Source organism: Rhizobium sp. BK176 (genome assembly GCF_024808055.1).
The window spans coordinates 42,799-69,579 of record NZ_JANUBV010000012.1; the positions used below are offsets into that span (position 1 = coordinate 42,799).

At 58.9% G+C, this 26,781-nt stretch carries 20 protein-coding genes and 1 pseudogene; 11 read left to right on the top strand and 10 right to left on the bottom strand.

Going from position 1 to position 26,781, the window contains the following annotated elements; all coding sequences use genetic code 11:
• Positions 1 to 13: 13 nt before the first annotated feature.
• Positions 14 to 1,516, top strand: a complete 1,503-nt coding sequence (gene glpK, locus FHT76_RS27740) for a glycerol kinase GlpK (protein ID WP_259186026.1) — start codon at positions 14 to 16, stop codon at positions 1,514 to 1,516.
• Between the two features lie 593 nt (positions 1,517 to 2,109).
• Here the strand turns inward: glpK and FHT76_RS27745 are convergent.
• The gene (locus FHT76_RS27745; RefSeq protein ID WP_259129888.1) at positions 2,110 to 2,601 is read right to left on the bottom strand and encodes a cupin domain-containing protein; all 492 of its coding nucleotides are present in this window, start codon (positions 2,599 to 2,601) and stop codon (positions 2,110 to 2,112) included.
• An 87-nt stretch (positions 2,602 to 2,688) separates the two neighbouring features.
• On the opposite strand from FHT76_RS27745, the gene FHT76_RS27750 reads away from it, so the two are divergent.
• A complete protein-coding gene (locus tag FHT76_RS27750) occupies positions 2,689 to 3,336 on the top strand; it encodes an IS701 family transposase (protein ID WP_259186134.1) in 648 nt (215 codons plus the stop codon).
• A 485-nt stretch (positions 3,337 to 3,821) separates the two neighbouring features.
• Here FHT76_RS27750 and FHT76_RS27755 read toward each other — a convergent pair.
• The 6 genes and pseudogenes from FHT76_RS27755 to FHT76_RS27780 form a co-directional block, all read right to left on the bottom strand.
• Positions 3,822 to 4,291 (bottom strand): annotated as a pseudogene (locus FHT76_RS27755) (tyrosine-type recombinase/integrase); the annotation flags it as partial.
• Between the two features lie 194 nt (positions 4,292 to 4,485).
• Positions 4,486 to 6,711 (bottom strand): tetratricopeptide repeat protein, encoded by a 2,226-nt coding sequence (locus tag FHT76_RS27760; RefSeq protein ID WP_259186027.1) that lies wholly within the window; start codon positions 6,709 to 6,711, stop codon positions 4,486 to 4,488.
• Positions 6,712 to 6,833: 122 nt separating this feature from the next.
• Positions 6,834 to 7,682, bottom strand: a complete 849-nt coding sequence (locus FHT76_RS27765) for a hypothetical protein (protein ID WP_259129894.1) — start codon at positions 7,680 to 7,682, stop codon at positions 6,834 to 6,836.
• A 108-nt stretch (positions 7,683 to 7,790) separates the two neighbouring features.
• Entirely contained in the window at positions 7,791 to 8,807 is a 1,017-nt protein-coding gene (locus FHT76_RS27770; RefSeq protein WP_259129895.1) for an HAD family phosphatase, read from the bottom strand.
• 606 nt (positions 8,808 to 9,413) lie between these two features.
• Positions 9,414 to 11,048, bottom strand: a complete 1,635-nt coding sequence (locus tag FHT76_RS27775; RefSeq protein ID WP_259186029.1) for an arylsulfatase — start codon at positions 11,046 to 11,048, stop codon at positions 9,414 to 9,416.
• Positions 11,049 to 11,275: 227 nt separating this feature from the next.
• The gene (locus FHT76_RS27780; protein ID WP_246712732.1) at positions 11,276 to 12,892 is read right to left on the bottom strand and encodes an arylsulfatase; all 1,617 of its coding nucleotides are present in this window, start codon (positions 12,890 to 12,892) and stop codon (positions 11,276 to 11,278) included.
• Positions 12,893 to 13,190: 298 nt separating this feature from the next.
• On the opposite strand from FHT76_RS27780, the gene FHT76_RS27785 reads away from it, so the two are divergent.
• The 5 genes from FHT76_RS27785 to FHT76_RS27805 all read left to right on the top strand — a co-directional run bounded on the left by FHT76_RS27785 (position 13,191) and on the right by FHT76_RS27805 (position 19,224).
• Positions 13,191 to 15,083: an ATP-binding protein gene (locus FHT76_RS27785; RefSeq protein ID WP_405049518.1), complete on the top strand. Its 1,893-nt coding sequence runs from the start codon at positions 13,191 to 13,193 to the stop codon at positions 15,081 to 15,083.
• On the top strand, positions 15,080 to 15,712 hold the full coding sequence (locus FHT76_RS27790) for a response regulator transcription factor (protein WP_259129898.1): 633 nt from the start codon (positions 15,080 to 15,082) through the stop codon (positions 15,710 to 15,712). The genes FHT76_RS27785 and FHT76_RS27790 overlap by 4 nt, the downstream gene beginning before the upstream one ends.
• Positions 15,713 to 15,807: 95 nt before the next feature.
• Entirely contained in the window at positions 15,808 to 16,179 is a 372-nt protein-coding gene (locus FHT76_RS27795; RefSeq protein WP_259129901.1) for a response regulator transcription factor, read from the top strand.
• A gap of 622 nt (positions 16,180 to 16,801) precedes the next feature.
• Entirely contained in the window at positions 16,802 to 17,056 is a 255-nt protein-coding gene (locus FHT76_RS27800; protein ID WP_259129903.1) for a hypothetical protein, read from the top strand.
• A gap of 611 nt (positions 17,057 to 17,667) precedes the next feature.
• A complete protein-coding gene (locus FHT76_RS27805) occupies positions 17,668 to 19,224 on the top strand; it encodes a PAS domain S-box protein (RefSeq protein WP_259186031.1) in 1,557 nt (518 codons plus the stop codon).
• A gap of 230 nt (positions 19,225 to 19,454) precedes the next feature.
• On the opposite strand, the gene FHT76_RS27810 is transcribed toward FHT76_RS27805, so the two are convergent.
• From FHT76_RS27810 to FHT76_RS27820, 3 genes are all read right to left on the bottom strand, one after another.
• Positions 19,455 to 19,802, bottom strand: coding sequence for a hypothetical protein (locus FHT76_RS27810; RefSeq protein WP_259129906.1), 348 nt, complete (start codon positions 19,800 to 19,802; stop codon positions 19,455 to 19,457).
• A gap of 93 nt (positions 19,803 to 19,895) precedes the next feature.
• Entirely contained in the window at positions 19,896 to 20,396 is a 501-nt protein-coding gene (locus tag FHT76_RS27815) for an Lrp/AsnC family transcriptional regulator (RefSeq protein ID WP_259129907.1), read from the bottom strand.
• Positions 20,397 to 20,404: 8 nt separating this feature from the next.
• Complete coding sequence (locus FHT76_RS27820) at positions 20,405 to 21,010, bottom strand: amino acid synthesis family protein (protein WP_259129909.1); 606 nt, start codon at positions 21,008 to 21,010, stop codon at positions 20,405 to 20,407.
• A 165-nt stretch (positions 21,011 to 21,175) separates the two neighbouring features.
• On the opposite strand from FHT76_RS27820, the gene FHT76_RS27825 reads away from it, so the two are divergent.
• The 4 genes from FHT76_RS27825 to FHT76_RS27840 all read left to right on the top strand — a co-directional run bounded on the left by FHT76_RS27825 (position 21,176) and on the right by FHT76_RS27840 (position 26,780).
• Positions 21,176 to 22,978 carry a helix-turn-helix domain-containing protein gene (locus FHT76_RS27825; RefSeq protein ID WP_259186033.1) on the top strand — a complete coding sequence of 601 codons (1,803 nt, stop codon included), beginning with the start codon at positions 21,176 to 21,178 and terminating at the stop codon, positions 22,976 to 22,978.
• A 176-nt stretch (positions 22,979 to 23,154) separates the two neighbouring features.
• A complete protein-coding gene (locus tag FHT76_RS27830; RefSeq protein WP_183756632.1) occupies positions 23,155 to 24,147 on the top strand; it encodes a flavin reductase in 993 nt (330 codons plus the stop codon).
• A gap of 1 nt (position 24,148) precedes the next feature.
• Complete coding sequence (locus FHT76_RS27835) at positions 24,149 to 25,663, top strand: aldehyde dehydrogenase (RefSeq protein ID WP_259129913.1); 1,515 nt, start codon at positions 24,149 to 24,151, stop codon at positions 25,661 to 25,663.
• 40 nt (positions 25,664 to 25,703) lie between these two features.
• Positions 25,704 to 26,780 carry an LLM class flavin-dependent oxidoreductase gene (locus FHT76_RS27840; protein WP_183756634.1) on the top strand — a complete coding sequence of 359 codons (1,077 nt, stop codon included), beginning with the start codon at positions 25,704 to 25,706 and terminating at the stop codon, positions 26,778 to 26,780.
• Position 26,781: the final 1 nt, after the last annotated feature.

Sequence of the window (26,781 nt, forward strand, 5' to 3'; positions counted from 1 at the left end):
GATTGAGGGCACAATGAGCGGTTACATCCTTGCAATTGACCAGGGCACAACGTCGACACGATCCATCGTCTTCGACAAGAACTACAGCGCAAAAGGGTTCGGCCAACAGGAATTTGCGCAACACTTTCCTCGTTCGGGTTGGGTCGAGCACGATCCTGAGGACCTCTGGCGTACGACTGTCGAAACGGCCCGCTATGCGATCGCAGCTGCCTCCGTCGGAGCGCAGGAGATTGCCGCGATCGGTATCACCAATCAGCGGGAGACAACGATCCTGTGGGATCGTCGCACCGGCAAGCCAATATACAACGCCCTTGTCTGGCAGGATCGTCGTACGGCCGATGCATGCGCCCGCCTTCGGGCTGAAGGAGCAAGTGACCTCATCGCCTCGCGTACAGGCTTGCTGATTGATGCCTATTTCTCGGCAAGCAAGATCGCCTGGATTCTCGACCACGTCAGCGGGGCGCGAGAGGCAGCTGATGCAGGTCACCTGGCATTCGGGACCGTCGACAGCTGGCTGGTCTACCGGCTGACCGGCGGTCAGCGACATGTAACCGATATCACCAACGCCGCTCGGACAATGCTGTGCGACATTGGCTCGGGTCAGTGGGACGATGAGCTGCTGCGTTGCTTCAACATTCCTCGCTCCATTCTCCCGGAAATCCTTGATAACATGGATGATTTCGGGTTGGCGCAAGGCGACATCCTCGGAGCCACGGTCCCCATACGGGGGATGGCAGGCGATCAGCACGCTTCCCTCGTCGGCCAGGCGTGCTTCGAACCGGGCAGGATGAAGGCGACCTATGGCACGGGATGTTTTGCGTTGCTCAATACCGGCAGCAATCGAGTTGTCTCACAGAACCGTCTTCTGACGACTGTAGGCTACAAGATCGGGCCGCAGATAACCTATGCACTGGAAGGCTCCATCTTTATTGCGGGGGCTGCGGTTCAGTGGTTGCGGGATGGTCTCGGCATTATCGGCTGCGCCGATCAGACCGCCGACCTCGCCCAGCAGGCAGACCTTGAGCAGCAGCTCTATCTTGTTCCAGCATTTACTGGCCTCGGCGCGCCCTGGTGGGATCCGAGCGCCCGCGCCTCCCTCTTCGGCATGACCAGGAATTCAGGTCCAGCGGAGCTTGCACGTGCGGCCCTGGATTCGATCTGTCTCCAGACGCATGATTTGATGCAGGCAATGCGAAGCGATTGGCCGGATGCCTCCATATCGCTGCTTCGCGTCGATGGCGGTGTGTCGAAGAACGCCTGGGCAATGCAGCGCCTTTCAGACATCGTCGGCCTTACTGTCCAGCGATCAAGTTCAAGCGAAGTGACAGCACTCGGAGCTGCATGGCTGGCTGGTCATGGCGCCGGGTGCTGGCCCGGCCCGGAGCAGTTCGCCGCCGAACGGGAGATCGGACAAGGCTTTCATCCATCCGTGGACGCTGACCAGAATTTCCAGTTGGTTCGAGGGTGGAAGGCAGCAGTGCGGGCAACCATCCAGTTCGCTTCTCAGGTGGCTTAGCGAGCCCTAGAGGATTAACCTGCGCGCGCCGCTAGCCGAAATGCCGCCAGGCAAATGAAAAAATCGGGGTTGGCGTGATCGGAGGGCGCGTCGGCGCGTGCGCACTCACCGCGGGAGGGCAGATGGGAGGTTGACGCGGCCTGATGACAACGGCGTTTGTTGTCGTGTAATCCCGCCGTTATAAGTGTCTGCCAAAACCTTATAACGAAGCCGAAGCAACTGTGAACGCGGACATCTTTCTGCCTAGTCCGTCCACAGGAATGCGGCCATTTCTCTGGCAATGGCGGTGAAGCTGATCTCGGCTTTCCTGGCGCCACCAGCCTTTGCCCGCGCGATTGGAAACTGATGGGAGCCGCTTTTCTCACGTTTCCGGTCGTCTTTCCAAACGCTCTGCAAGGCCCTCGACCCGTCGTCGCGGAGCAAGTGCGGCTCGCCACGTCGGACGCTCTTGGCAGCGTTCGATTTAAATTAGCAGACATTTGCCTTAAATCAGCCGCGTGCCGATAGAGGACGAAAGCTGAGACGCGGACATGCTGCACCGCCAGGCGAACAGACGGATTTGAGGGGCTTCGCCCCGATTACTGATGATCGTTTCACCCCGGGCGGCTATGGATGGGGTCGATCCAATAGACCGCTTCAGGCTGCTCGACCGGTTCGACATCAGTGATGTTGACGACAACCGCTTCATTGTCCGAGCGAACAAGAACGCATTCGAGAATGTTGTTAGGATCGGCATTGATTTCCTGGTGCGGAACATATGGCGGGACGAAGATAAAGTCTCCCGGTCCTGCTTCCGCAACATACTCAAGGCGGTCCCCCCAGCGCATGCGCGCCTTGCCCCGAACGACGAAGATCACGCTCTCGAGCGCACCATGGTGATGGACCCCGGTTTTCGCATTGGGCTCGATTGCAACCGTGCCGGCCCAGATCTTCTGCGCGCCAACACGAGCGTGGTTAATCGCCGCCTGGCGAAACATCCCAGGTGTTTGCGCAGTATTTGAATCAAGCTGATCGCCTTTTATGACGCGCACGCCATTGTGCTTCCAATGATCAGAATAGTTGTCGTGGTGGTGGGTATCAGCCAAGACCCTGCTCCTACCTCGGTTGCCTGGACAAAGTCGCCTTGCGTGCGGCACATATGAGTTCTTTGCTAATACATTGAACGAGGCCTCCTGTCTCCTCCTCGCGTAGAACAGAGGGCCTCGGCAAGCACGTTTATTGATGGCGTTCTGCCGCGAGGGGAGCGCAAGACGGGTTGGATGCTGGCAGAAGAGGCTGGCCTTGACCACCCGTATCGACTGCAATCGCTTCTTGGGCGTTCGTCCCGGTCGGCGGACGCGCTTTGTGATCGGGTTCGCCGGTATGTGGCCGACACACTTGGCGACGCCGATGGTGTGCTTGTGGTGGACGAGACCGGTTTTGTGAAGAAGGGTGAGCATTCTGTCGGCGTCACGCGGCAATATTCCGGCACGGCCGGACGCGTAGAGAACTGCCAGGTGGGTGTGTTTGCCGCCTATGCAAGTCGTTTCTTCCACGCTCTTATCGACCGCCGGCTCTATCTGCCCAAGGGATGGGCGGAGAACCAGGCTCGGCGCGTAAATGCCTGTGTGCCAGAGGACGCGGCCTTTGCTTCCAAGCCGGCGATGGCCCGCGAGATGGTCTCGCGAATTCTCGATGAAGGCATTCCGTGCGCGTTCGTGCTGGCGGATGCAGTTTACGGATCGGATCATAAGTTCAGACAGAGCCCTGTACGTTTAATCGAACCCATAGCCTGCGGCTTTAAAATAGGCGCGGGAAGTTTGGCGCTATGGGGAAAGTAACAATCGGGCTGGCGTGAAGTGGTCGATGAATGGCCCGCAACAGGGCTGAACCATGTGGAACCGGCGCCTGGCGTGGGCCGTACTGGCTGCATCTGACGAGAAAAGCTGTGCCGCTGGGCCCTCAATGGTCTGCCCACGCAGCCGGAACGGTGAGCAGCGCTTATGCTGCCCGCGCGAGTGGGCCGGTCCCGCTGGAGGCCAGCCGACGATGGTGTGATGTGCCTTGAGCCCTCATGAAGTGTCATCCAAGTTTGGCCGAAGGGGTGGCGCCTGGCCATGCTACCACACGGCCAGGGTCACCATTGCCGCGCCGCAGCAGGGGCATGGGTGTTCCGGCTTCTGATCTTCATTTGATGCCTCGGCACGAAACGCAGTCTGTGGCGCCTCGGCCTGCAGCAATTGCCGGCACTGGGCGATCTGCTTGCCTCGCTGGCCATTGGCGAGAAAACCATAGTGGCGGATCCGGTGGAAGCCATCTGGCAGGGTACATAACGATCTTTGCCGCCCTTGCCGTGCACGACGCGGATCACCATCCAGTCACTGTCGATATCGCCGACCTTAAGGTTGACGACCTCCGAGACGCGCAGGCCCGCCGCGTAGGCGATAGTCAGTGCCGCGCGCGCCTTCAGGCCCGGTACCGCCTCCAGAAAGCGCACCACTTCATTGGTCGAAAGCACCACCGGCAGCTTGCGCGGCTCGCGCGCATAGACAATGCGCACCGGGATCTAGTCACGACCCAGCGTGATACCGTAGAGGAAGCGCAAGGCGCACACGTCTGGTTCAGCGCCCCCCATGAAATTCCCCCCGAAACCAGGTGCACCTGGAAGGCACGGACATTCTCCGGGTCAAGCTTGTCTGGCGAGCGGCCGAAATAACGGCTGAACTTTGACACTGCGTGGAGGTAACATCGCTGCGTCGCCGGCGACAGATTGCGGATGCTCATGTCCTCGATCATGCGGCGGCGCAATGGCTGATCACTTCACACATCGGGTGTCTCCTGTCTGTCAGGTTTGGGCTTTAGCAACCGCAATCCCCACAGGCAGGGCACCTTTGCGCTATCCGCGCCCAGGCGGCGTGCTAGCGCCTTCGTTCAATCACACCAATACCCTCTTAAAACCCCCACTCGATTCTCAATTCAAGTGCGATGCTCTAGTTGGGATTGGTTGTCGCCTCTCGCAACCGTCGGATGAGGTCAGAAATCCGTTGGTCTTGCGGTCTCAGCCTTGCCAATTGCTCCGCAAACTTCAACGCCTGCGGCAGCAGCTGCAGCTTCAGACTGTATTCCAGTGCCAGGCCTGAAATGGCCGGATCGGACGTCTCGGATGCCCAGTGATCGAGCCTGTTCAGAGCCTCTTGGGTCTTTCCGATTGAGTCCAGCGCGACGGTAAGCGTCGTCTTGTACCGCGGGCTCCGGGGATCCAGCCGCACCGCTTGTTCAAGCTCGACAATCGCATCGTCCAGTCGCTTGCTGCGAACCAGAGCGAGCCCATGCCCAAATCGCAGCTCCGCGCGCTCCGGCGACACTGAAATTGCTTCGGCGTAGGCCTGTTCGGCCTTATCGTTCTGCCCGATGGCACGATAAAATTCCGCAAGGTTGACGTGGACACCTTCAAGTGTCGGGTCAAGGCTAATCGCTCGTTTGAAGTATCCCTCGGCCTCCGGTATACGGTGTTGGCCAAACAGGAAAAATCCGTAATTGCTCTGCGTCTCTGCAAAATCAGCGTTTGAACTGACGTAGCTGCGCAGGTCTTCGACCGCGGCCTCGAAGCCCGGTCGTTGGCTGCCGAACACCTCGGCGGGCGTGTTGCCGAGAGCAGTCGCCGCTGCGATACGAACCGCTCGCATTTCATCACCGAGCAGATCCCCGATCGCATCCAGCCTGCGCTCCGGCGGAATGTTCGATGCGGCCTCGGATGCGCCGAGTCTGACCAATGGATCCGGATCAGATGATGCTGCGTGAATATCTGCGGTAACATCCTCACCTGCGATCTGGCTCAATCGGGTGATGGCGCTTCCCCTTATGATTCCCGGCTGATTTCGGTCATTGACGAGCTTTCGCAATGCCTGCTCCGCTGCTTCCGTGCGGTTTTCCAAAGCTGCGAATGCGTGGGTGATGGTTGGACGATTGCGCCAGCCAAAATCGTACCATCTATCCATGGTCCTGGCGGCCCAGTCATCATCTTTATCGGTATGACACGTCGTGCATGCGTTCGGCGTTGAGAAGGTCATCGACAGATCCGGCCGGGGAATGACGAACGAATGGTCCCGTCTCGGATCGACCTTCATGTATGTCCGTTCGGGCATATGACAGTTGGCACATTGCGCGCCGGCCGATCCGACAGGATGATGGGTATGAGAAGGGTCGTCGAACAGGCCGCTCGGATCCTGCTTGACGAAGCGGTCCAGCTTGGTCTGCGTGTGACATTGGGTGCAAAGCGCGTTGCCTTCGGCCTTCAAACCCGCCTCATGTGGACGATGACAATCAAGGCATGTCACTCCAGCCGCTGCCATTTTGCTTTGCTGAAACGAACCGTACTCAAAGACTTCGTCACGTATCTGTCCATCGGGAAAATAGAGATCGCTTCGCAGCAATGCGGGAGAAAAGTAGTCGAGAAACGGCTTTCCGGGTTCGTAGCCGTCTCGAAGGCGTACTCGTCTGGAATGGCAAGCCAGACAGGCATTGGCATCGACCCTGGAAAGTCCAGGGTCCGCCTGATCACCTGGATGGTCCTGGCCCTTTGCCGCCCAGGCGACATGTTTTGCACCAGGTCCGTGACATGACTGACAGCCGATGCTCGTTGCGACATAGGTCGATTTGTATTCGTTCGTCGCAGGTTGGAAGTTTGCTTGAGGGTCGGTCGAATGGCAGTCGATGCAGGTGCGGTTCCAACGATAAAACGGCCCGGTCCAGTGATAGGTCGAGCCGGGTTTGCGCGGTGTGTCATTGCCAAGCCAGAACCATTGCTTTCCGGTCGTGTCCCATGCGACGTCGAGTGCCTGTAGTCGTCCTGCGCCGGTTTCAACGAGATACTGCTGCAGCGGCTCGTAGGCAAAGGTGTATCGAACTTCGAACTCGGTTTCCTTTCCGTCCGATCCTTCGGTTTTCACGAAGAACCGGGCATCGCGGCGATGGAAAGTCGTTACAATGCCATCGTGCTCATACCTGACATTGTTGAAATCACCGCGAACTGTACTGTCGTTGGCAAGCGCCATTGCATTGGCGTGGTGGGATCGCTTGAAAGCAGCGGCTTGATCTTGATGGCAGGAAGCGCAAGCGGTTTCATCAACGAAACCATTATGGATGCTTATCCGGGGGTCAGGACTGGAGGCAGGGACAGTGTCGGCAAAAGCACTCCGTCCCAGGAACAAAATCATCAGAAGGACCGGCAAAACTGTTATCCACGCGGCCAATGACCGATCGAACGTTATCACTCAGCTGCTCCAACGCTGCTCTTGTGGAATGTCACGCCGCCCTGGCGGCGTGACGACGGCGGGCATCAGTAGCACGGCGTGAAGGGATAGTAGCCGCACTGCTGGCTGTTGTAGTAGTTGTTATAGTAGTAGGGGCGTGTTGCTGCCGCGCCGATAGCCGCGCCCGCTACGACACCGGTGGCGACAGGGGCACCGCGATACCAGGCGCCGCGATAGACGGGGGCATGCCAGTAGGTACCACTCACACGGTTGATGTTGGTATCGCCGGTATGAACGTCGTCGTCTCGGAAACCTCCACGGAAGTCGCCCCCTGCAAAATCTCTTCCGCCAAAGCTACCTCCGCCAAAGTCGCCTCCACGGAAGCCACCGCCGCCAAAACTTCCTCCGCCAAACCCACCTCCGCCAAATCCACCCCCTCCGCCGAAGTGATCAATAAAGACTGCGGCCGGCCCCGTCGCGCCATTGAGGCTTCCCTCAAGAACGGTGATGTCGAATGTCAGCGTCGTGCCATCAAGTTTCGGGGTCTTCAATGTCACGACAGCGTCGCTCACATCAGACCCGTCGCCCCCCAGCACCGAGACCGTCGCATTCGGTGGATCGACCGCGAAATTGTCCTTGCCATCGTCCCATTGCATGATGAACTGATCCGTCATCACATGTCCGGCAGCCCGTACCGGCCGGTCGGCAAACACGATCGAATTGGCGGCAACGCCATTGAGTACGAGTTTTCCGTTTTCAATCCGAGCGCCCGCAGAGTTGATCACTGCCAGAGACGGTACCGGCCCGGTCGGCGTGACGACGCCGATGCCTTTTTCGAGCGGTACATGCGGCTTTTTCGGAGCGTCCTGCGCATGGGCATTACCAAGAGTAACGCCTGCAGTAACGATCAGGCTGGCAATCTGAAAGACGTTCATGGCCGTAGCCTCCAAGGTGGGGACAGGTAAAAGCCCTGTCCATACTTGACGTGATGATGGAGCTCAGCTCGACACTGTTGCTGTCGTCCTGACGCAAGTCGCCCGGTCTCAATCCTTGAAAACCTGCTTCCAGTCGGCTTTCATGTCGATCAAGCTCCAACCAGTTATCGCGGCTGCGTCGAGGGCCTTGTCCAGGCGCCCGAAGTCCGTTTCGCGGTCATATGCATATTCACGGTCGGCATCGGTATGATGAACGAGCATGCCAAGGCGCGCAGGCGCCCCTGCCATGGTTGTCCACTGCAGCATTTCGAGGTCGCCATCCGAGTTGCCGAAGGCGGCAATCGGCCTTTGCCCGATCGCTTCATTGATCCCAACCGGCTTCCCGGCCTTGTCGTCTATAAAATTGACCTCCGGCAGCCGGTACAAGGTCGGCATATCGTCCTGCATCCTGAATTCGGTCTTGATAGAGGAACCGATCACCTGTTCCGGGGGCACGCCATAGGCCTTTTCTGTCCACGGCCGCATGAATTCCACGCCGCCTCCCGAAACAATGAAGGTCTTGAATCCATTGGCGCGAAGATAGGCCATCAGTTCGACCATCGGCTGATAGACAAGTTCCGTGTAAGGACGCTTGAACTTCGGATCTCGTGCGGTGGAAAGCCAGTCGGTGACAACCTTTCTAAACTCGGTTGTCGTCATTCCCGCATGGGTCAGCATGATGAGTTCCACGAGGCCTTTTTCGCCTGACGCGGCGAGAGCCTTCATGTCGCCGTCAAGCACGGCCTTGAACGGTTGTGTATCTTTCCATTCCGGATGCTGCGGAGCGAGCGTCTTCACGCGATCGAGGGCGAAGGCAAGCTGCGTGTACATCGGATGCTCGACCCAAAGAGTGCCGTCATTGTCAAACACCGCGACCCGCTCCGCCTCCGTTACGAAGTCCGCAGAGCCCTGCTTTGTCACCCTACCAACGAAGGAGACGATGGCGGCCTTGGACGCGGTCTCGTTCCAGGAAGGCAACGGGTCACTCTGTGCCCAGGCGGTTGTCGGCCCGGCCCACAGAGGAAGACCGATCGCGAGGATGCCATTTCGTGAACTTGTGAGGAATTTGCGACGCGTTGCCTCCATTTCGGCATCCTCCTGAATTCTGATGTCGTGGGGAGTGGCGGCCTTGTTGGCCCCACATCGGAATGAGTTGCCGCTCGGCAAGGTGGTGGATACGACCGCAAGCTCGTGCATACCCGCTGGAAACGTTGAGAGTTCGAAATCGTGATCGGACGAGTACAGCCCAACTCCACCGCACCCGATGCCTCCAAAAGAGGTTCTGCTACTCATCTCAAATCCTTCCATTGGATGTCGGTTGATACGGGTGTCGCATGGGGCGGAACACGACCTCTTTTCGAAAAGACCGCATGGCGCGGGGAGGGGCTCCCGCTGCCATAAAACCGTATCCCATGGCGCTTTTTTTCGATATTGCCCTTTCGGGAATCAAAGCCCGCGAGCAATCAACGGCAGTGTTTTCGTCGGTGGCACTACCTCGCCGCCGAGGGAGACAGGCCAGTCGGACGACAGGATGAAGGATGCAGTTTTGCCGCGCCTCAGTCGGGTAACGACGAACCGGCTTCTCGCTAGAAACAAAGTCACCCTGTCAACACAGTCGGTTGTTGCGTGCTTTGTCGGCACCTTTCGCCTGCAGGCAGTCTGGTGAGACCGCCTGCAGCAAGATCGGCTCCATCAGTTGCCGGTACCCTTTGCCGCCGCCGCAGCCTGGGCCATGCGTGTCTGCATCTCGGCCTTGACCGCGTCCAGATTGAAGCTGGCGCCCCGCTGCATTGGAGGAAAGTCAAGGAAGGTCTGGAGTTCCTTTCCGACCAATTGCTGAACGAACACGAAACGCCAGAATTGGTATTTGAACCAGTCGAAGTACTGCTGCCCGCCTTCTTTCGTTCCGTTGTTGGGCCAACCAGTCCGCTCGAACGGGTCGAGTCGCAGGTTAGTGATGTAGGGAACGTCAGGATGGGTCTTTTCGCCAACCCATCCCTGGGGCTGGTCGATGAAACGGAACTTGTAGTCGTCGATGCGCACCGCGCCGACCGTGCTTTCACCGAGGTAGAAGATCTCGTGACGTGCAGACGGCCCCTTGCCGGTGATTGCCGCCGTCTGATCGTAGCCGTCAAGATGGTTCTTGTATGTCCGGTCTCCTATCGTTTTGCCTTGCAGCAATTCGTTGGTGATGTTGGGATTGCCGGCTGCCGCAACAAAGGTCGGCAACCAGTCCAGACCGGAGAAAATGCCGTTCTGCACCACGTCCGCCGGGACATGTCCAGGCCAGCGAAGAAGTGCAGGCACGCGGAATCCACCTTCCAGAACGGTACCCTTTGACTGCGCAAAAGGTGTCTGTCCCCCATCGGGCCACGTGAACACTTCCGTTCCATTGTCGGTCGTGAACAGGATGATGGTGTTGTCGTCCTCGCCAAGCTCTTTAATCTTCTGCATGACGAGCCCAACGTCGTCGTCCAGTTGTGCCATCCCGGCTTCCTCTTCCGACCAGCCGTTCTCAGCATTTCGCATCGCCTCGTACTTCGGAGAGAGATGGGTGACGATGTGCATACGGGTGGGGTTCAGCCAGACGAAGAAGGGCTTGTTGTCCTGCTTTGCCTTCGCCATGAAGCTTGTTGCGAAGTCGCGGATCTCGTCGTCGACCGTTTCCATCCGCTTGGGATAGAGAGTGCCTGCATCCTCGATCCTCTGCTTGCCGATTTTACCCCAACGCGGCATCTCGGTTGGATCATCCGTGTCAGTCGCCCAACTGTGAACCATGTTGCGCGGCCCGACCACGTTCAACAGATCCTGCGGATAGTTCGGATGAGCCGGATCCTCCATCGCGTCGAGATGGTACAGGTAGCCGAAGAACTCATCGAAGCCGTGAACGGTCGGCAGGAACTCGTTCTTGTCACCGAGATGGTTCTTGCCGAATTGGCCGGTGGCGTAGCCCATTGACTTTAAGACAGTGGCCAAAGTCACCGCCTCCGCCGGCAGGCCAGTCGCGGCGCCGGCCTGCCCAACGGTTGTCATGCCCGTTCGGATCGGCAGCTCGCCGGTGATGAAGTTGGCCCGACCCGCCGTACAACTGGCCTCGGCATAATAGTCCGTGAACAGCATGCCTTCCTTGGCGATCTTGTCGAGATTGGGGGTGCGGCCGGCCATTAAGCCGCGGTGATAGGCTCCGATGTTCCACATGCCAATATCATCGCCCATGATGACCAGAATATTGGGTTTCGATTGCTCTTGAGCCCGTGCGGGCGCTTGCCCGCCGAACAACAGCGTACTGCCACATAGCAGGACGGTCGCCAGAATGCCTTGTCTCATCGCATTTCTCCCTTGAGTTTCCGTCGCCCCACTTGACATAAGGATCCAGTCCTCGTCGCACCCTGGACGCGAAGACGCGCGAAGAAATTCCAGGGTGACGATTGAACAGGACGATCCCGGAGATGCCAATTCGCCGAGATAAGAGGAATTTCCGATGCGTGCCCCCGACAGCCTCCTTTCATTACCGATGTTGTGCGGTGGCGGCGGGGTAGGCCGCCAGATCAAATTCAGTTGCCGCTCGGCAAAGTGATGGATACGCCTTCCTTCGCAAGCTCGTCTCGTACCCACTGGAACCGTTGATAGTTAGAGATCGTGATCGGACCGGTGTAGCCCATGCTTTGCAGTTTTCTCGGCGGATATTCGATATAGGTCGCCATGATTTTCTTCAGTTCTTCACCCATGACGACGCCCATCCATGTCCGCTCGGTGAAGTTGTTCATGAAGATGTCATAGCGTTCCTGGGGATCCTGCCAGAGGTCGAACACCTGCGGCACTGTGGCGACGTATTTGTCCGGTCCCTTCCAGCCGAGGTTTGAATCGACCGCCAAACCACCGGTCAGGGCGCCGTCATCGCCACGAAGATTGAACACAAACTTGTAGTTGTTCACGCGTATCGCGCCAGGCGAAAGCTCGTTCTCCGTGAAGTAGAACCATGACTTGCGCTCCGACTTTCCTGTACCGAGCAGGATTGGCGACATGTCGTAGCTGTCGAAAATGATCGGCTTGTCCTCGCGGTCCTTGTCTGGCAAGGGAACACCGCCGACCGAGGCGAAGGTCGCCATCAGATCGAGGCCTCCTACGATATCGTGATTTTTGCTTCGCGGTTTGATCTTGCCGGGCCACACGGCAACGGCCGGAACCCGGTTGCCGCCTTCACGCAGCGTACCCTTTGTGCCGCGCAATGGGGTATACCCGGCATCGGGATAGACATCCTGCCAGGCCCCATTGTCCGTGGTGTAGAAAACCAATGTGTTGCGGTCCATTCCGGTTTCACGCAACTTGTCCATGATCCGGCCAATTCGGGTGTCGAGTTCGACGACCGAATCCGCATACTTGCTCTTCGACAACGACCTGTGCTCGAATTCCGGCGCCGGCATGTTCGGTTGGTGGACCTTCATGAAGTTGACGTTGATGTAGAAGGGCTCGTCCGGCTTCTTGGCGGCCTCATCGAGGAACTCCAGCGCAGCCTTCTCGACATAGCCGTCGAAGAACGGAATGCCGACCACGCCTTCCTTGCCGTCGATGACAGGTGTATCGACATACTGGCCATTGATCTTAAAATCTTCCGTCACCGGACCACCGGCCTTTCCCGACAATGCCCCCTTGGTGACCTTCTGGAACATCTCCCGCAATTTGGGATCCATATCGGGGAACCAGGTCGGATCGGCGTAAGTGTAGGCGTTGAGGTGGTAGAGGCCCGCATAGCGCATTTCGTCGTAGCCCTGGGCGTTGGGCAATGCGTAGTCCGACTCTCCGAGATGCCACTTCCCGGTGAAATAGGTGTGGTAGCCACCGCGCTTCAATACCGATCCGAGTGTCCACTCTGCCGCAGGCAGGCCGCCGCCCTGGCCCTGGAACGCGACCGTCGTCATGCCACTGCGGTTCGGGATCCGCCCCGTTTGCATCGCGGCGCGTCCAGGGGTGCAACTGGGTTGCGCGTAAAAGGAAAAGAAGGTCATGCCCTCATCCGCGAGCCGGTCGATATTGGGGGTTGGCATGCCGCGGCCTTCGCCGCCGCCATAAGGGCCAAGATCGCCCAAGCCGGTATCATCCGAAACGATGAACAGGATATTTGGTTTACGCTGAGGCTCCTGAGCTTGCACGGGAGAGGTCCCGCATAGCATCGTGAGAGATGCAAGGGCTCCGATGCAGCCAAAATAGGTTCTGCTACTCATCTCAAATCCTTCCATTGGATGCCTGGATTGACGACGGTGGCTACGCCCGCATCAACTCACCCGGGCGGGCTTCAAGCGGTCGAATGATAAGGGGAGTGTGCTCCAGCCGACCGGAGCAGATCCTACTCGATGCGGGAATCCGCCGAAATTGCCCTTTAGGGAATCCGGGCAATCATCAGTAGTATTTCGGTAGGTGACACTACAGCGGGCAGCTGTTATTGTTTGCCCGCCTTTGGGGGGCGGACAAATGTGTTGGGGCGAAGCACGGGTTCGAACTCAATATACCAGGCTTTGGCTGGCGACGATCTTGTTCGTTGCATTCAACTGCTTTCCCGCCGCCTCCGAAATACTCCCCCCCGTTGCAGGCCGGGCACCACGCATCCTTATTGTCTACCCCTATGACGAGAGGATCGTGGCAACGACCGTTGCCGGAGAAGCACTGCGAAGCCGCCTGATCGAGGCGACGAACAGCAGGATCGACCTGTTTTCCGAGTTCCTGGATCTATCAAGGTTTCCGGAAACCGATCATGCCAAACGCATGGGAGAGTACCTCGCCAGAAAATACGAAGCTCGTCGCCCCGATGTCGTCGTTGCCCTCGGAAAAGAAGCCGCCATCTTCATAACGGCGAATCGGGACGCGATTGCTCCCGGTGCGAAAATAGTCGCGGCCGGTTTCGGCAGCTCGACTGCAGAAAAGATCGGCCTGCCGAAGGAGGTGATCGGTGCCTTCTCAACCTTCGACATCCTGAAAACCGCGGAGATGGCCCGCCGCCTCCAGCCAGACGCCCGTCACCTCTATATCATCGGCGGATCGGCAGACTTCGACCGGGAATGGCTGGCATCGGCGCGCGCCGCTCTTGGCGAGTTCGCCGCCCGTTATGACACGACATATGTGGAAGATCTGACGATTGACGAGTTTGTCGACCGATCAGCTCACGTGCCAAGGGATAGCATTATCCTTATGTTGACGATCTTCAAGGACAGGACCGGCCGCAATTTCATCCCACGCGAGGCCGTCAGGCAGATCGCAGCGACTGCCAGTGCACCGATCTACGGGCCCTATCAAACCTACGTCGACTATGGTGTTGTCGGAGGCAACACCGTCACATTCGATAGCCTCGGTCAAACCGTTGCCGATCTGGTCCTCAATGCGATTGCCGGCAGACCGGGGCAGGATGTCGACGCACCTCAGACCTATTTTGCCGATGCGCGGCAATTGCAGCGCTGGGGCCTTTCGCTGCAGAACCTGCCAGCCGGCACAATCATAATGCACCAGAAAATGAGCCTCTGGCAGGAGCACTGGCTGGTGGTGACAGCGACATTCGGTGTCGTAACGATGCAGGCAACCGTCATCGCCATTCTGTTGCTGGAGCGGCGCCGTCGTCGTGCAGCAGAGAGCAGGGCGCGCATTCACCTGCTCGAAGCCGTTCACCTGAACCAGTCGGCAACAGCGGGAGCCCTGTCTTCGTCGATCGCCCACGAGCTGAACCAGCCGCTGTCAGCCATTCGCAACAACGCTGAGGCCGCGTCCGAATTGCTCCGGGGGAGGAGCCCGGACCTGCAATTGATCCAGCAGATTATGGTCGACATCCAGGAAGACGACAAGCGGGCAAGCGACATCATCGGCAGGATGAGGGGGCTTCTGAAAAAGAGAAGCGACATCGATTGGCAGGAGTTCGACCTCAACGACGTTACTTCGAGTGCCATTCAAATCATCCACGGGGAGGCGGAACGGCGAGGGGTCACGTTGAAGGCGACCGAGGCGGCCGACAAGCTCATGGTCCGCGCCGACAAGGTCCACGTGCAGCAGGTCGTCCTCAATCTTGCGGCCAACGCAATGGACGCCATGTCGGAGGTTGCACGGGTGCGAAAGACCTTGACCTTCATAACGGGCGTATCAAATGACAGGGCGGCCCTGTGTGTCGCCGATACCGGCACAGGAATACCAGAAGACTGTCTGCCCAGTATATTTGAGCCTTTCTATACAACCAAGCAGGCAGGGACAGGCCTTGGCCTTTCCATAGCGCGGGCCATTGTTGAGACCTATGGTGGCGCGATATCAGCCTACAACCTGCCTGAGGGTGGCGCGATTTTTCGTATAGACCTGCCTTTGGTCAAGCGGCAGGAGGAACCGGAATGAAACCGATCGTCCATATTGTCGATGATGACCAATCCTACCGTATTGCGACCGAGAGGCTGCTTTCGGCTTATGGGCGCACAGTCAGGGGGTACGGGTCCGGAGACGAGTTCCTGGCTTGCGTGGAAGACGGCGCGACCGGCTGTGTTCTGCTTGACCTGCAAATGCCTGGGCTGTCCGGTTTGGAAATTCAACAGCAATTGCGGGACAGGGCGCCGCTGCTTCCGATCGTCTTTCTCACCGGAGAAGGAGATATCAAGGCAAGCGTTGAGGCGATGAAGGCAGGTGCCGAGGATTTTCTGGAGAAACCAGGTTCTGCAGCGGTCCTGATTGAGACGATCGAGCGTGCGCTCAATCGATCTGAAAAGCGGCGGGCGCAGCGCGAGCATATCAAGGCGCAGCAAATGCGGGTGAAGAGCTTGAGCCTGCGGGAAACCAGCGTTTTCGAGATGATCGTGCGTGGGCAGCTTAACAAGCAGATAGCCTTCGCGCTTGGCATATCTGAGCGAACCGTCAAGGTTCACCGCCACCAGGTGATGGAGAAGCTCGGAGCACGCTCGCTGGCCGACGTAGTGTTGATTGCGGCAAATGCGGGTTTCGTCGACCGTCCTGCGGGAGGTTCAGAGCCATGATCGATGGGTTTTCCCCTTAGGGCAATATCCCCCAACCGCCAACACGCCTACAGTGACCCATCGGATCTCGCGCACTTTCACGTGGAGGGCCTGAGGTGGGAAAGAAGAGCCGTACAGTGGCTGTCGTCGATGATGACGGGAGTCTTCGCCGAAGCGTCGCACGGCTTGTAAATGCTTACGGGTTTTCGGCCGTCGAGTACGCATCGGCTGAGGCCTTTCTCAACAGAGATTCGGAGGCTGCGATTGATTGTCTCGTGTTGGATATCGATCTGGAGGGGATCACCGGTCTCGAATTGCAGTCGAAGTTGAACATGGCTGGTTCAACGCTGCCCGTCATATTTATCACTGCCCTCGAGGACGAGCTCCTGAAGAAGGCCGCCGAGCGGACGCGGTGCATTGCATATTTGCAAAAACCGTTTGCAGGAGCCGCTCTCATCGCCGCGATCAACAAGGCACTGCAATCGTGATTTTTCAGATAGCACACATGTCGAATGGCGAGTGCCAATGGATCTATCTCAGGCACTGACATGAACATCGATCTAATTGTGGGTCGTGCTGGACGCGCAGCTCCGGTTGCGGTGCTTGCAACATTACTGGCGATCGCCCTTTTGTGGCTGTACGACAGCCCAGGGCTCGGTCGCAACCAACGGAAGTAACCTGGCAGCCGCGTGCTTTGTGGCTCAGCGCGCCAACACGCTCAAGCGTTTGGCGACGATGAAACGCCTTTCGCCGAATACTTTTGTCAAAGGCACGCGCAGCAACCAGATCAGCTATGTCTATGCCGATCCTCCGGCTGCAAACGGAACGGACGGCGTGGTTGGAATCGGTGCTCCTTTGGCGGATCTATTGTCCTTGTGGGAAGTCCGCGTCGCCGCGTGGCCGTTTCGCTTCGGGTTTCCCGGACAGTTGGGCGACGATCTCGGGGATTGCTGCAGATCTGAGGGTAACAGACGGTGCACTTAAACACTGCAGTGGCAGTTTGAAGGTTGTCGAAGAAGCCGAAAGGCCTTATGAGACTGGCTGTCTCATCGCGTTCAGCTCGATAGCGAACAATTCCCAACGGCCAGAGCTTTCGTTAAACAGGCGCCCATGCTCACACGATTCGAAATTCAAGCCAGTCGGGATGGGACAAATCGCTGGGCGATCGTTGACAGGACGACGGGCTTGGTCGCGGTCGTCGGCGACGTGCGGATCAATTCGCTCGATTGGGAAGAAGCTGACGACCTGGTGGACCTCCTCAACCTCCTCTATCTCGAGCAGAAGTCTGCCATCGTTCACCAGCCGAAGGCTGGTCCCCACACTGACAGTGTCCCCGAAGTCGTTTGTGAATGCGATACGAGATAATCTCCCCACGACCGGTCGCTCTCGGTGAGCTGCGGAGACAACACACGGTCGCCGACACCTAACATCGCATGACGAGCAACGGCGGTTGCCATGATCCCAATATGATAGTCGCGACACACGGGTGCCGCTTGTTCATATCAAAATCTGCCCTTCGTCGAACGCGCCTGCAGCCTCATCCTGACGAACGCGTTGAATCGTGCGGGCGGGACGTCGGGCAACGCCGCTGGTCCGCTGCACAGCGTTTGGCCCAAGCACGGTCAAGACCAAAGTGCTGGTCGTGATCATCTGGTGGAGCCGATAACGTGGTGGAACAAACGCGGACGCGTATCGTTTCGCGGACAGGGAGAGGTCACCGGGCGTTACCTGCCGCCAACGTAATCGAGCTTACTGCGAAGTCGGGGGAAGGTTTGCAGCGGAAACGGGATGCACTAGGGTCGACTGGCGCGCGCCTCGAAGGCTCGGTCAAGCACCTAGGCAGGCCATTGATTCTTTTGCCGATACCTTCGATCGGCTGGGGGTAAACGAGCCATTGCGCTTGCGTCGGGCCTGCTGGACTTGCGAATGAACGACAGAGGTCTAGTTACCCGAAAAACACGCAATTGGAATTCCGCATGGCCATTGACCCTTTAAAGCGTAGGCAGACCGAAGATTTGAACCGGAGCGAGGAGCAGTTTCGTCTTCTGGTCGAAGGCGTGACCGACTACGCGATCTATATGCTCGATCCGAATGGTCACGTATCGAGCTGGAATGCAGGGGCTCGCCGCATCAAGGGGTACGAGCCAGAGGAGATCATCGGAAGGCATTTCTCGCAGTTCTACACCGACGAGGACAAGGCCGATGACCTGCCAAGAAGGGCGCTAGAAATCGCCGCATGCGAGGGCCGGTTCGAAAGGGAAGGCTGGCGGGTCAGAAAAGACGGGACGCGCTTCTGGGCGAATGTAATCATCGATGCAATCCTTGCCGAAGATCGCACGCTTATCGGTTTTGCCAAGATCACACGCGACATCACCGAGAAGCGGCAGTCGCAGGAAGCTCTCGAACGAGCACAGCTCGAACTCTTTCAGGCTCAGAAGATGGAAGCCGTAGGCCAGCTCACTGGCGGTGTCGCGCATGATTTCAACAATTTGCTGATGGCCATACTGGGCAGCCTCGAGATCGCGAAGAAACGGGCTCTTGCGGGTCAGGACAATGCCGATCTGATCGAGAACGCCCTCCAAGGGGCGAAGCGCGGTGCCGCCCTGACACAGCGGTTGCTTGCCTTCTCCCGCAAGCAAGAACTCAAGCTCGAGCCTGTGGACGTGTCCGACCTCGTGAAGGGAATGGCCGGCCTGCTTCAGAGGTCGATTGGCCCCTCTATCGAAATCGTCACGAGCTTTCCGCTTGTTCTGCCGAGAGTTCAAGCCGACGGCAACCAATTGGAGACCGCACTCCTGAACCTGGTGGTAAACGCGCGCGACGCCATGCCTCGTGGTGGCGTCATCATGCTCTCGGCCAGAAAGCAGTCGGTTCGCAAAGCTGAGGGGAAAGGTATTCAAGGAGAATTCGTATGCCTGAGCGTGACGGATGACGGCGAGGGGATGGATGCTGAGACCTTGGAGAAGGCGACGGCGCCCTTTTTCACCACCAAGGGAATAGGCAAAGGCACCGGACTGGGTCTGTCGATGGTCCAAGGACTGATGGCTCAGGGCGGAGGTGCGCTCGCTCTGAACTCGTCCCCTGGAGGAGGAACCACCGCCGAACTATGGGTGCCTCTGGCAGAGGAAGGGGAGGCGATCGAGCCGGACGTGCACCCTGATACTTCCAGCGTGCCTTTACTGCGGGAACTCACCGTGCTTGTCGTCGATGACGATGCGCTTGTCCTGATGAATACCGTCCTGATGCTGGAGGATCTCGGTCATAAGACATTGCAGGCGTATTCTGGCGAGGAGGCGCTTCGGCTCCTGGAACAAGGGCCGCTGCCAGATCTGGTCGTAACCGACCATGCCATGCCCCGAATGACTGGTGGCGAGCTTGCCGCGGAAATAGGCAAACGGCTACCCGGCCTGCCCGTCGTTCTTGCCAGCGGATATGCGGAAATCCCAGGCGGCGTGTCCCGTGATCTGCCCAGACTGGCGAAACCCTTTACACAGAGCCAGTTGGCTGAATCCGTGGCGTCCGCAATCTCGTAATGGAGGCAACGCCAAGCATTGCAGAACCGCACCACGTTTAGCGAGTTCAGGAGAGGCGGCGCTGTCTGTTCAATGGCCATCCTCAACGGCTTTATGACTAAGTAGGTTCCTGGCTCCTCCGCCAGGCGATGATGTCGATCCGAAGATCGCATGGGGGGCATATTTGTGAGCTTCGAACGTTGTTCGGCGAGGGGTTATGCCTGGAGGCACCCAACGTTCCCAAACGGTGTTCATTTCGGCAAATGACCGGAGATCGCGGCGCCAAATATGGCCTGGATCAGATCTGACTTGTCTGTGCCTTCCGCTGAGAGGAGAGCATCAACGCGTTCAAGAATCTCGGCAGCTTGTGCACCAACGCTGCCTCGGGCGGCGGAGCTGGCGGTCTGGCCGATGATACGGACGGTTTGGAGTGGCGACTCCTCCTCGTCGACGGACGAGTGCTCGATAGCCATCGGCCAGTTTCCCGTTTCAATTTGCGCGTCTGCTGGGCGCCGACGGCGCACCTCTTTGCGTTGGGCGAGAGTGGCGCCAGCAGACAAAGCCATGGTTACGGCCGCAACAGGCAGAATGGTTTTCATTGTCGCATCTCGGATTTGCACGTGAAGAACGCGACGCGCCGAGGTTGGTTGCAGCAGTGGTGGGAATGCTGGCGGGTTTTTAGGTGCTAGCTATCACAAAGCCGCGGCCGTACAAGTGTCGTCGGCCAGCAGCAGCGATACCGGAACAATAGGACCTTCCTTGACGGTCCTGGTGACGATGTAGGTGAAGTAGCGGGATATGCCAAGTTCCCGGTCGAGAAGCTCATCGATCAGTCGCTGATAGGCATCGATATTTGCCGCGACGATCTTCAGGATATAATCGATACCGCCGCCGACCGACCAGCAACTGACAATTTCCGGGATCTCGCGGATTGCTCGTTCGAACCGATCGAAATCGGCTTGCCGATGGTTTGAAAGCGTCAACTGGACCATGACGTTGCTAACGGGCGCAACCCGGCGCAGCGACAGCTGTGCATGATAGCCGATGATTATGCCAGCCCTCTCCAGCTTTCGTAGGCGCATCCAGCAGGGGGTGGCAGAAAGCCCCGCCTTTTCGGCGAGAGCCAGTTTCGTGATGCGACCGTCGCGCTGGATTGCGTCGAGTATGCGCAGGTCGATCGCATCAAGCTTCATCGCCGAGCTCATCGGGCGTTCTGGAGCGAAGCGCCCTTCTCTGCTTCCATTTCGGCGATATCCTGGAAACGATCGGCAATGCGCGCGTGGGCTCGTCCGCTGTCGGACGCACCGATCGCGACGATGATCTCGTCCGGTCCCGGCGCATCGGCAATCTGGAAGTTGGCGGTGAGAAAATGGGAGCGCTTGCCGTTCTCGCTCTTGTGCATCATCGGCAAGCTCAGCAGAGCTCCCGGGGCATTGCGGGTGTTGGTAAACTCGAGATAGTTGGTACCACCGATCGCTTCACGGAATGGATTTCCAAAACGGAGCGTGTGGATCATTGCCGAGGCATGTTCGATCTCCCCATGAATGCCAACTGCTGCGGCCTTGCCGCAGGCCTCGATCGCCTCAGGTCGCATCTGTCGTAACAGCCGATCCGTCATCTCGTGGCTGAGCTCGCCGGCAATGCGGATGATTTCCGGCCTCAGATCCTCGACAAAGCCGCGGCCAGCCCATGGGTTCCTGATCACCGCCGCCACCACGACAACATTGGCGGGGCGTGGTGCGGCCCTGCCGCCCTCCACCAGCGTTTCTTCCAGGAACGTTGAGATCTTCCGGATGCCGATCGTCATAGATGCGCCAATTCGAATTGTTGAGATTGCGCCCAACATTAGCGCGGCCACCAGCGGGGTCTTCCTCAATTTGGCGGAAAGATTCGCTGCAGGTTTCATTGAAACCGAGTAGACTTGTCTCTCCCGCATTCGCAATGAATGGTCAATCTGGAGAGACGAGCTGAGTTGGAACAGAAATCCCGGATATTGTCGCTCCGCGACGTCGCCAGCCAAATCAACAGCGGCGGCGATCTTCAGACCGTGCTGCAGCAACTCATCGCGTCAGCCTGTCGCCATGCCAATTGGGCGCTCGGTTCCATCATGGGCATCGACGCTGCCCACGGTTATGCGCATGTCATCGTGCGCTATGACCCGACGCTGATCGAGCGGCACCTTCCGGACAAATGGGAGCTGGCGACAAGTCCGTCCTTGATCGCCCTACAGCGCAACGAGCCGGTCTATATTCGCGATGCCCGCGAATCCGTCGAGTTTCCAGGCTATCGCAAGGAGGCCTTCGAGCGTGACTACCGGACGGTGGTCGTCCTGCCGATGAACTGCAAGGACGCCGAGGGCCGTCCGATGGTGCTCAGTGTCATATCCCGCCAGATCACCGAGGTTTGCGAGGATGACCTTGCCTTCCTGAGCGCCATCATTCACATGGGGGCCATTGCCGTCGACCGCGAGCATCGTCTCGAAGCCGAAAAGCGCTCCGCGCAGCGACTGGAGCGCGCGCTGCAGGCGCATACATCACTCCTTGAGCATGTGTTGAGCGACGGGTCGGTCGCACCGCTTTCGGCGATGGTGGGCATGATGCTTTCGAACCCGACGATCGTCGTCGATTTCACGGCCAACCAGGTCATCGCCGGACGCCCGCCAAACGCGCTTTATGATGAGGCGGCATGGCAGGAGGCAGCGTCTACTGTTTTCGCGCGCCCGCTGATGAAGGCGGCGCGGGAGGCGATCGGGCAGGGCACATCGGATGCGGCGAGCATCTTTCTCGATGACGGTAACCAGCGCTTCAAGATCTCCGCCCGCATCGAGGCGCTGATGGTCGACAACCAGCTCGTCGGGGCGCTGATCATCTTCCCAACCCTGCGTGAGTTCAGCGATCTCGACCATTTGATGCTCGACAGCGCCAAGTTTGCTCTGAGCGTCCAGATGATGCGCAGCTTCATCCGTTTCCGCTTCGAGACCCGCACCCAGACGGAGCTGTTCTTCGAAATTGTCGAGGCACGATGGCGCAATGCCGGTGATGTCGCCCAACGCGCCCAGCGGCTGGGGCTTAATTTCGCGACACCCCAGCAGATGATCGTTGTCGATTTTCCGGAAAAAACGAAAACCTTCGGCGGTGCGTCCATCGACGTCGAGCATACGCTGGCGCGCATCATGCAGCAGGCATCGGTGCAGGCAAACCTGATCGCCATCGATGGCGGCGTCGTCTGCCTCGTGCCCTATGATGCAGGCAAAAGGCAGGAGCGGACCACAAAACTCACGCGTCGCATCGCCGAAGAACTCGCCCGCTATTTCGACGAAGCGCCGGTCGTCGTGGCGGGGAACCGCTGTGCCGCGCTATCCGATTATCCCCCCGCCTGGGAACGCTGCAGCCGGATGATCCGCATTGGTCGGTCCTTTGGTCTGACCGGTGCGGTTTCGGCGCAGGACTTCGGGCCACTGCCGATGCTGGTCGCCGCGTCGGAAGCAGGCGATGTGCGCAGCTTTGTTCATGATAGCGTCGGCCAGATTGCCGAGCATGATCGCGAGAACGGAACCCCCTATCTCCAAACCCTCTCCACCTATCTGCAGGAGGGGTGTCGCAGCCAGGCCTGTGCCGATACGATGGGCCTGCATGTGACGACCCTCCGCTACCGGCTGTCGCGCATCCAGGATCTCTTTGGGGTCGATGTCGAGACACCTGAAAAGCGCTTCGCCATCGAGCTGGCGATCCGGCTCTACGGCGTTATCGACAACCGCGTGGCCACCGAAAAATAGACCCCCTGCACTTTGCGCAAACACGACACAGCTGTTGCACGCTGTCGCTTTGCGCCGTCCACTCACTTCCTGCGGTTCGCAGGAGAGGCTTTTCCTCTGTTCCAGCGAAGCGACGGAAGAACGTCGACGACGGCAACGGTAGCTTCTCCTGAAACCAACGGAGGAGGCGCAACGGAATGGCGGAGACAACGGCAAGGGCGGATGCGCCGATTGACCCGATCGCGTTGCGACGGGCTTTCGGAACCTTCGTGACGGGCGTGACCGTGATCACCACCCGCGACGAAGACGGCACGCCACGTGGCATGACCGCCAATTCCTTCACCTCGGTCTCGCTTGACCCGCCCCTGCTTCTGGTCTGCGTCGCCAAATCCGCCTCCAGCTACCAGGCTTTCACCAATGCTGGCTGCTTCGCAGTCAATATCCTGCATGAGGGCCAGGTCGATGTATCCGGTACCTTTGCATCGAAGTCGCCGGACAAATTCCAGTCGGTCACTCACGATCATATCCATACCGGCGCACCCGTTCTGACCGACAGTCTAACCTGGTTCGATTGCACTACCTACAACACGGTCGATGCTGGAGACCATGCGGTTCTGATCGGGGAGGTTCGTGCGTTCGGTACGAGCCCGACAGCGCCGCTCGGCTTCTGCCGGGGTCGTTATGCGAGCGTCAAGGATCCGCTGCCTGCCGGCTGGCTTGCCTCGCATGGAATGATCATCGGCTATCTGATCGAAGCGGGCGATAGTCTGTTGCTACGCTCCAATGGAAAGGGCGGCTGGGTGCTGCCGTCCGCCCGCCGGCGCAAGGCCGATAGCCAATTGGTGGTCGAAGGTGGTGAGGCTCTTCGCCTCGTGCCGGAAGAGACATTCCTCTATTCCGTCTTCGACGTTGCCGACAGCGATCCCGGCTATCTCGTCTACCGCGCCCGACTGGCAGGCGAGGGGGCTGGCAGCAACCTGTCCGCCGACCTCCGCTTCTTTGCGATCGACGATCTGCCTTACGAGGCGATCGCCACCCATGAACTGCGTTCGATGCTGCGGCGCTTTGTGCGCGAACGGCAGGCCGGACGCTTCGGCATCTACATGGATTCCGACGATGGCGGCCGCATTGCGATGATCGACGGCGAAGCCCGTTCCTGGATCCACGCCTCCCAAGACCAAGGACAATGACATGAAGACAACAGTCGCCTCCATCCAAGGTTCGCGCCAGCGCCTGTTCATCAACGGCGAATTCGTCGCCCCGAAGAACGGCACTTACATCGCAAGCTATGATCCGACGACGGGTCAGCCCTGGTACGAATTTGCCGATGCCGAAGCCGACGATGTGGGGGCAGCTGTCGCCGCTGCCAGGGCCGCGTTTTGCAATCCTTCATGGCGGCGCATGACGCAGACTGATCGTGGCGCTCTGGTCCGCCGTCTCGCCGAGCTTGTGGGGGCGAATGCCGACATCCTTGCCGAGATCGAAACGCGCGACAACGGCAAGCTCCTGAAGGAAAGCCGGGCGCAGATGCGTTCGATGCCCGATAGCTATCACTATTTCGCCGGCATGGCCGACAAGCTGCAGGGCGACACCATCCCGATCAACCGCCTCGACACCTTGAATCTCAATCTGCGCGAACCCCTCGGCGTCGTTGGCATGATCACACCGTGGAATTCGCCGCTGATGCTTTTGACCGGCACGCTTGCGCCGTGCCTTGCCATCGGCAACACCATCGTCATCAAGCCATCAGAGCATGCAAGTGCTTCGACGCTGGCGCTTGCCGAACTGATCCACGAGGCTGGCTTCCCGGCAGGGGTCGTCAACGTCGTGACCGGCACCGGCAAGAGTGCGGGTGAGGCGCTGACCCGTCATCCCGGGGTCTCGAAATATGTCTTTACCGGAAGCACTGCCACTGGTCGTCGCATAGCGGGTAACGCAGCGCAAAACCTCGTTCCATGCTCGATGGAGCTCGGCGGCAAGTCACCACATGTCGTCTTCGGCGACGTCGAGATCGAGCATGCGGTGAACGGCGTTGTTTCCGGTGTCTTTGCCGCCGCGGGCCAGACCTGTGTCGCCGGTTCGCGCTGCTTCGTCGAAGCCAGCATCTACGACAGGTTCATCGATGCGCTTGTAGAGCGCACCCAGCGAATTCAGGTGGGTCTGCCGACGATCGACGATACCGATATCGGTCCCCTGGCGCTCGCCGACCAACTCAAGAAAGTCGAAGGCTACGTGGCATCAGGCCTCAGGGATGGCGCCCGGATCGCTGCCGGTGGCCGGCGCCTGGAGAGGGAAGGGCTTGCACGAGGGGGCTGGTATTTCGAGCCGACCGTGATGGTCGAGGCGCAAAACGACATGGGCTTCATGCGCGACGAGATCTTCGGGCCAGTGGTCGGCGTCATGCCGTTTTGCGACGAGGCGGAGATGATTGCCCTTGCCAATGACAGCACCTACGGCCTCGCGTCCGGCATCTGGACCAAGGATATCGACAGGGCACTGCGCTTTGCCAACCAGATCGAGGCGGGAACGGTCTGGGTGAATACCTACCGTTCGGCTTCCTTCATGTCCGCCAATGGCGGCTTCAAGGAAAGCGGTTATGGGCGGCGTGGCGGCTTTGAGGTCATGCACGAGTTCTCGCGCCTGAAGAACGTCATCATCGACTACTCGGGCGCCATGCAGGATCCCTTCGTCATCCGCCTGAAGTGACCGGTCACCAGAAAACTGAACCCCAAGGGGAGGCTAGCAAATGAAATTCGCAGTATCGCTGACCATGGAACGCTTCTCGCCTGGCGTGGCGATGTCGACGACCAGGAACAACCTCCTGCACCTGGCGCGGATGGCAGACGAGGGCGGGTTCGAGGCGCTGTGGACGGCCGAGCACCATACGATCGAATGTACGATCTCTCCCAATCCGTTCCAGACCCTCGTCTGGCTTGCACAGCATACGGAAGAAATCCGCCTCGGTACCTCGACCCTCGTTGCCCCGTACTGGAGCCCGATCCGTCTCGCCGGTGAATCAGCGCTTTGCGATCACCTGACCAACGGCCGGCTGGAATTCGGTATTGCCCGCGGTTCATACCAGTACGAATTCGACCGGATGGCAGGCGGCATGCCGCAGCAGGAAGGCGTCGCCTACATGAAGGAGATCGTACCCGCGGTTAAAAAGCTTTGGGCCGGCGACTATGCCCATGACGGGCACTACTGGAAATTCCCGACCGCCACTTCGGTCCCGAAGCCGCTGCAGCAGCCGCATCCGCCGATCTGGGTTGCAGCGCGCGATCCGGGAACCTTTGACTGGGCGATCGCCAACGGCGCGAGCATCCTGTCGACGCCGCTTTCATCACCTGCCGCCGAAATCCAGGTCCTGTCCGACAAGTTCCACAAGGCCGTCGCCGATCACCCGGAGGTGCCGCGTCCGCGCTTCATGATGCAGCGCCGCACCTGCGTCTACGACAAGCCCGACGGGTGGGAAACTGCGGTAAAGCACAGCATGGACTATGGCCGCGCCTTCGAGAACCTGATGCAGAATATCGGCAGGGTCCACAATGGCTTTCCAGAAGCGGTGCCCTACGAAGCGGTCAGAGGCAAGGACAACTACAACCCGGACAATATACGAAAAAACCTGATGTTCGGCACGCCGGAAGAGGCCATCGAAAAGCTGCTCGTCTTTGAAGCCGCAGGCGTCGATCAATACTGCCTCGGACTGACCTTCAACCTTCCGTTTGAATTGCAGAAGCGCACGCTTGAGCTGTTCATCAAGGAAATCATGCCCTTCTTCGCCGCGCGAGAGAAGGACATGCAACGCAAGACGGCGGCAGGCTGAC

What these genes read in the sequence shown, in the direction of transcription:
- FHT76_RS27760 (WP_259186027.1), bottom strand. Translation starts at nt 6,711, where the DNA reads ATGATTTTGTTCCTGGGACGGAGTGCTTTTGCCGACACTGTCCCTGCC.
- FHT76_RS27830 (WP_183756632.1), top strand. Translation starts at nt 23,155, where the DNA reads ATGGCGGAGACAACGGCAAGGGCGGATGCGCCGATTGACCCGATCGCG.
- FHT76_RS27810 (WP_259129906.1), bottom strand. Translation starts at nt 19,802, where the DNA reads ATGAAAACCATTCTGCCTGTTGCGGCCGTAACCATGGCTTTGTCTGCT.
- FHT76_RS27815 (WP_259129907.1), bottom strand. Translation starts at nt 20,396, where the DNA reads ATGAAGCTTGATGCGATCGACCTGCGCATACTCGACGCAATCCAGCGC.
- FHT76_RS27765 (WP_259129894.1), bottom strand. Translation starts at nt 7,682, where the DNA reads ATGAACGTCTTTCAGATTGCCAGCCTGATCGTTACTGCAGGCGTTACT.
- FHT76_RS27790 (WP_259129898.1), top strand. Translation starts at nt 15,080, where the DNA reads ATGAAACCGATCGTCCATATTGTCGATGATGACCAATCCTACCGTATT.
- FHT76_RS27780 (WP_246712732.1), bottom strand. Translation starts at nt 12,892, where the DNA reads ATGCTATGCGGGACCTCTCCCGTGCAAGCTCAGGAGCCTCAGCGTAAA.
- FHT76_RS27785 (WP_405049518.1), top strand. Translation starts at nt 13,191, where the DNA reads ATGTGTTGGGGCGAAGCACGGGTTCGAACTCAATATACCAGGCTTTGG.
- FHT76_RS27840 (WP_183756634.1), top strand. Translation starts at nt 25,704, where the DNA reads ATGAAATTCGCAGTATCGCTGACCATGGAACGCTTCTCGCCTGGCGTG.
- FHT76_RS27770 (WP_259129895.1), bottom strand. Translation starts at nt 8,807, where the DNA reads ATGGAGGCAACGCGTCGCAAATTCCTCACAAGTTCACGAAATGGCATC.
- FHT76_RS27805 (WP_259186031.1), top strand. Translation starts at nt 17,668, where the DNA reads ATGGCCATTGACCCTTTAAAGCGTAGGCAGACCGAAGATTTGAACCGG.
- FHT76_RS27820 (WP_259129909.1), bottom strand. Translation starts at nt 21,010, where the DNA reads ATGACGATCGGCATCCGGAAGATCTCAACGTTCCTGGAAGAAACGCTG.
- FHT76_RS27800 (WP_259129903.1), top strand. Translation starts at nt 16,802, where the DNA reads ATGCTCACACGATTCGAAATTCAAGCCAGTCGGGATGGGACAAATCGC.
- FHT76_RS27775 (WP_259186029.1), bottom strand. Translation starts at nt 11,048, where the DNA reads ATGAGACAAGGCATTCTGGCGACCGTCCTGCTATGTGGCAGTACGCTG.
- glpK (WP_259186026.1), top strand. Translation starts at nt 14, where the DNA reads ATGAGCGGTTACATCCTTGCAATTGACCAGGGCACAACGTCGACACGA.
- FHT76_RS27835 (WP_259129913.1), top strand. Translation starts at nt 24,149, where the DNA reads ATGAAGACAACAGTCGCCTCCATCCAAGGTTCGCGCCAGCGCCTGTTC.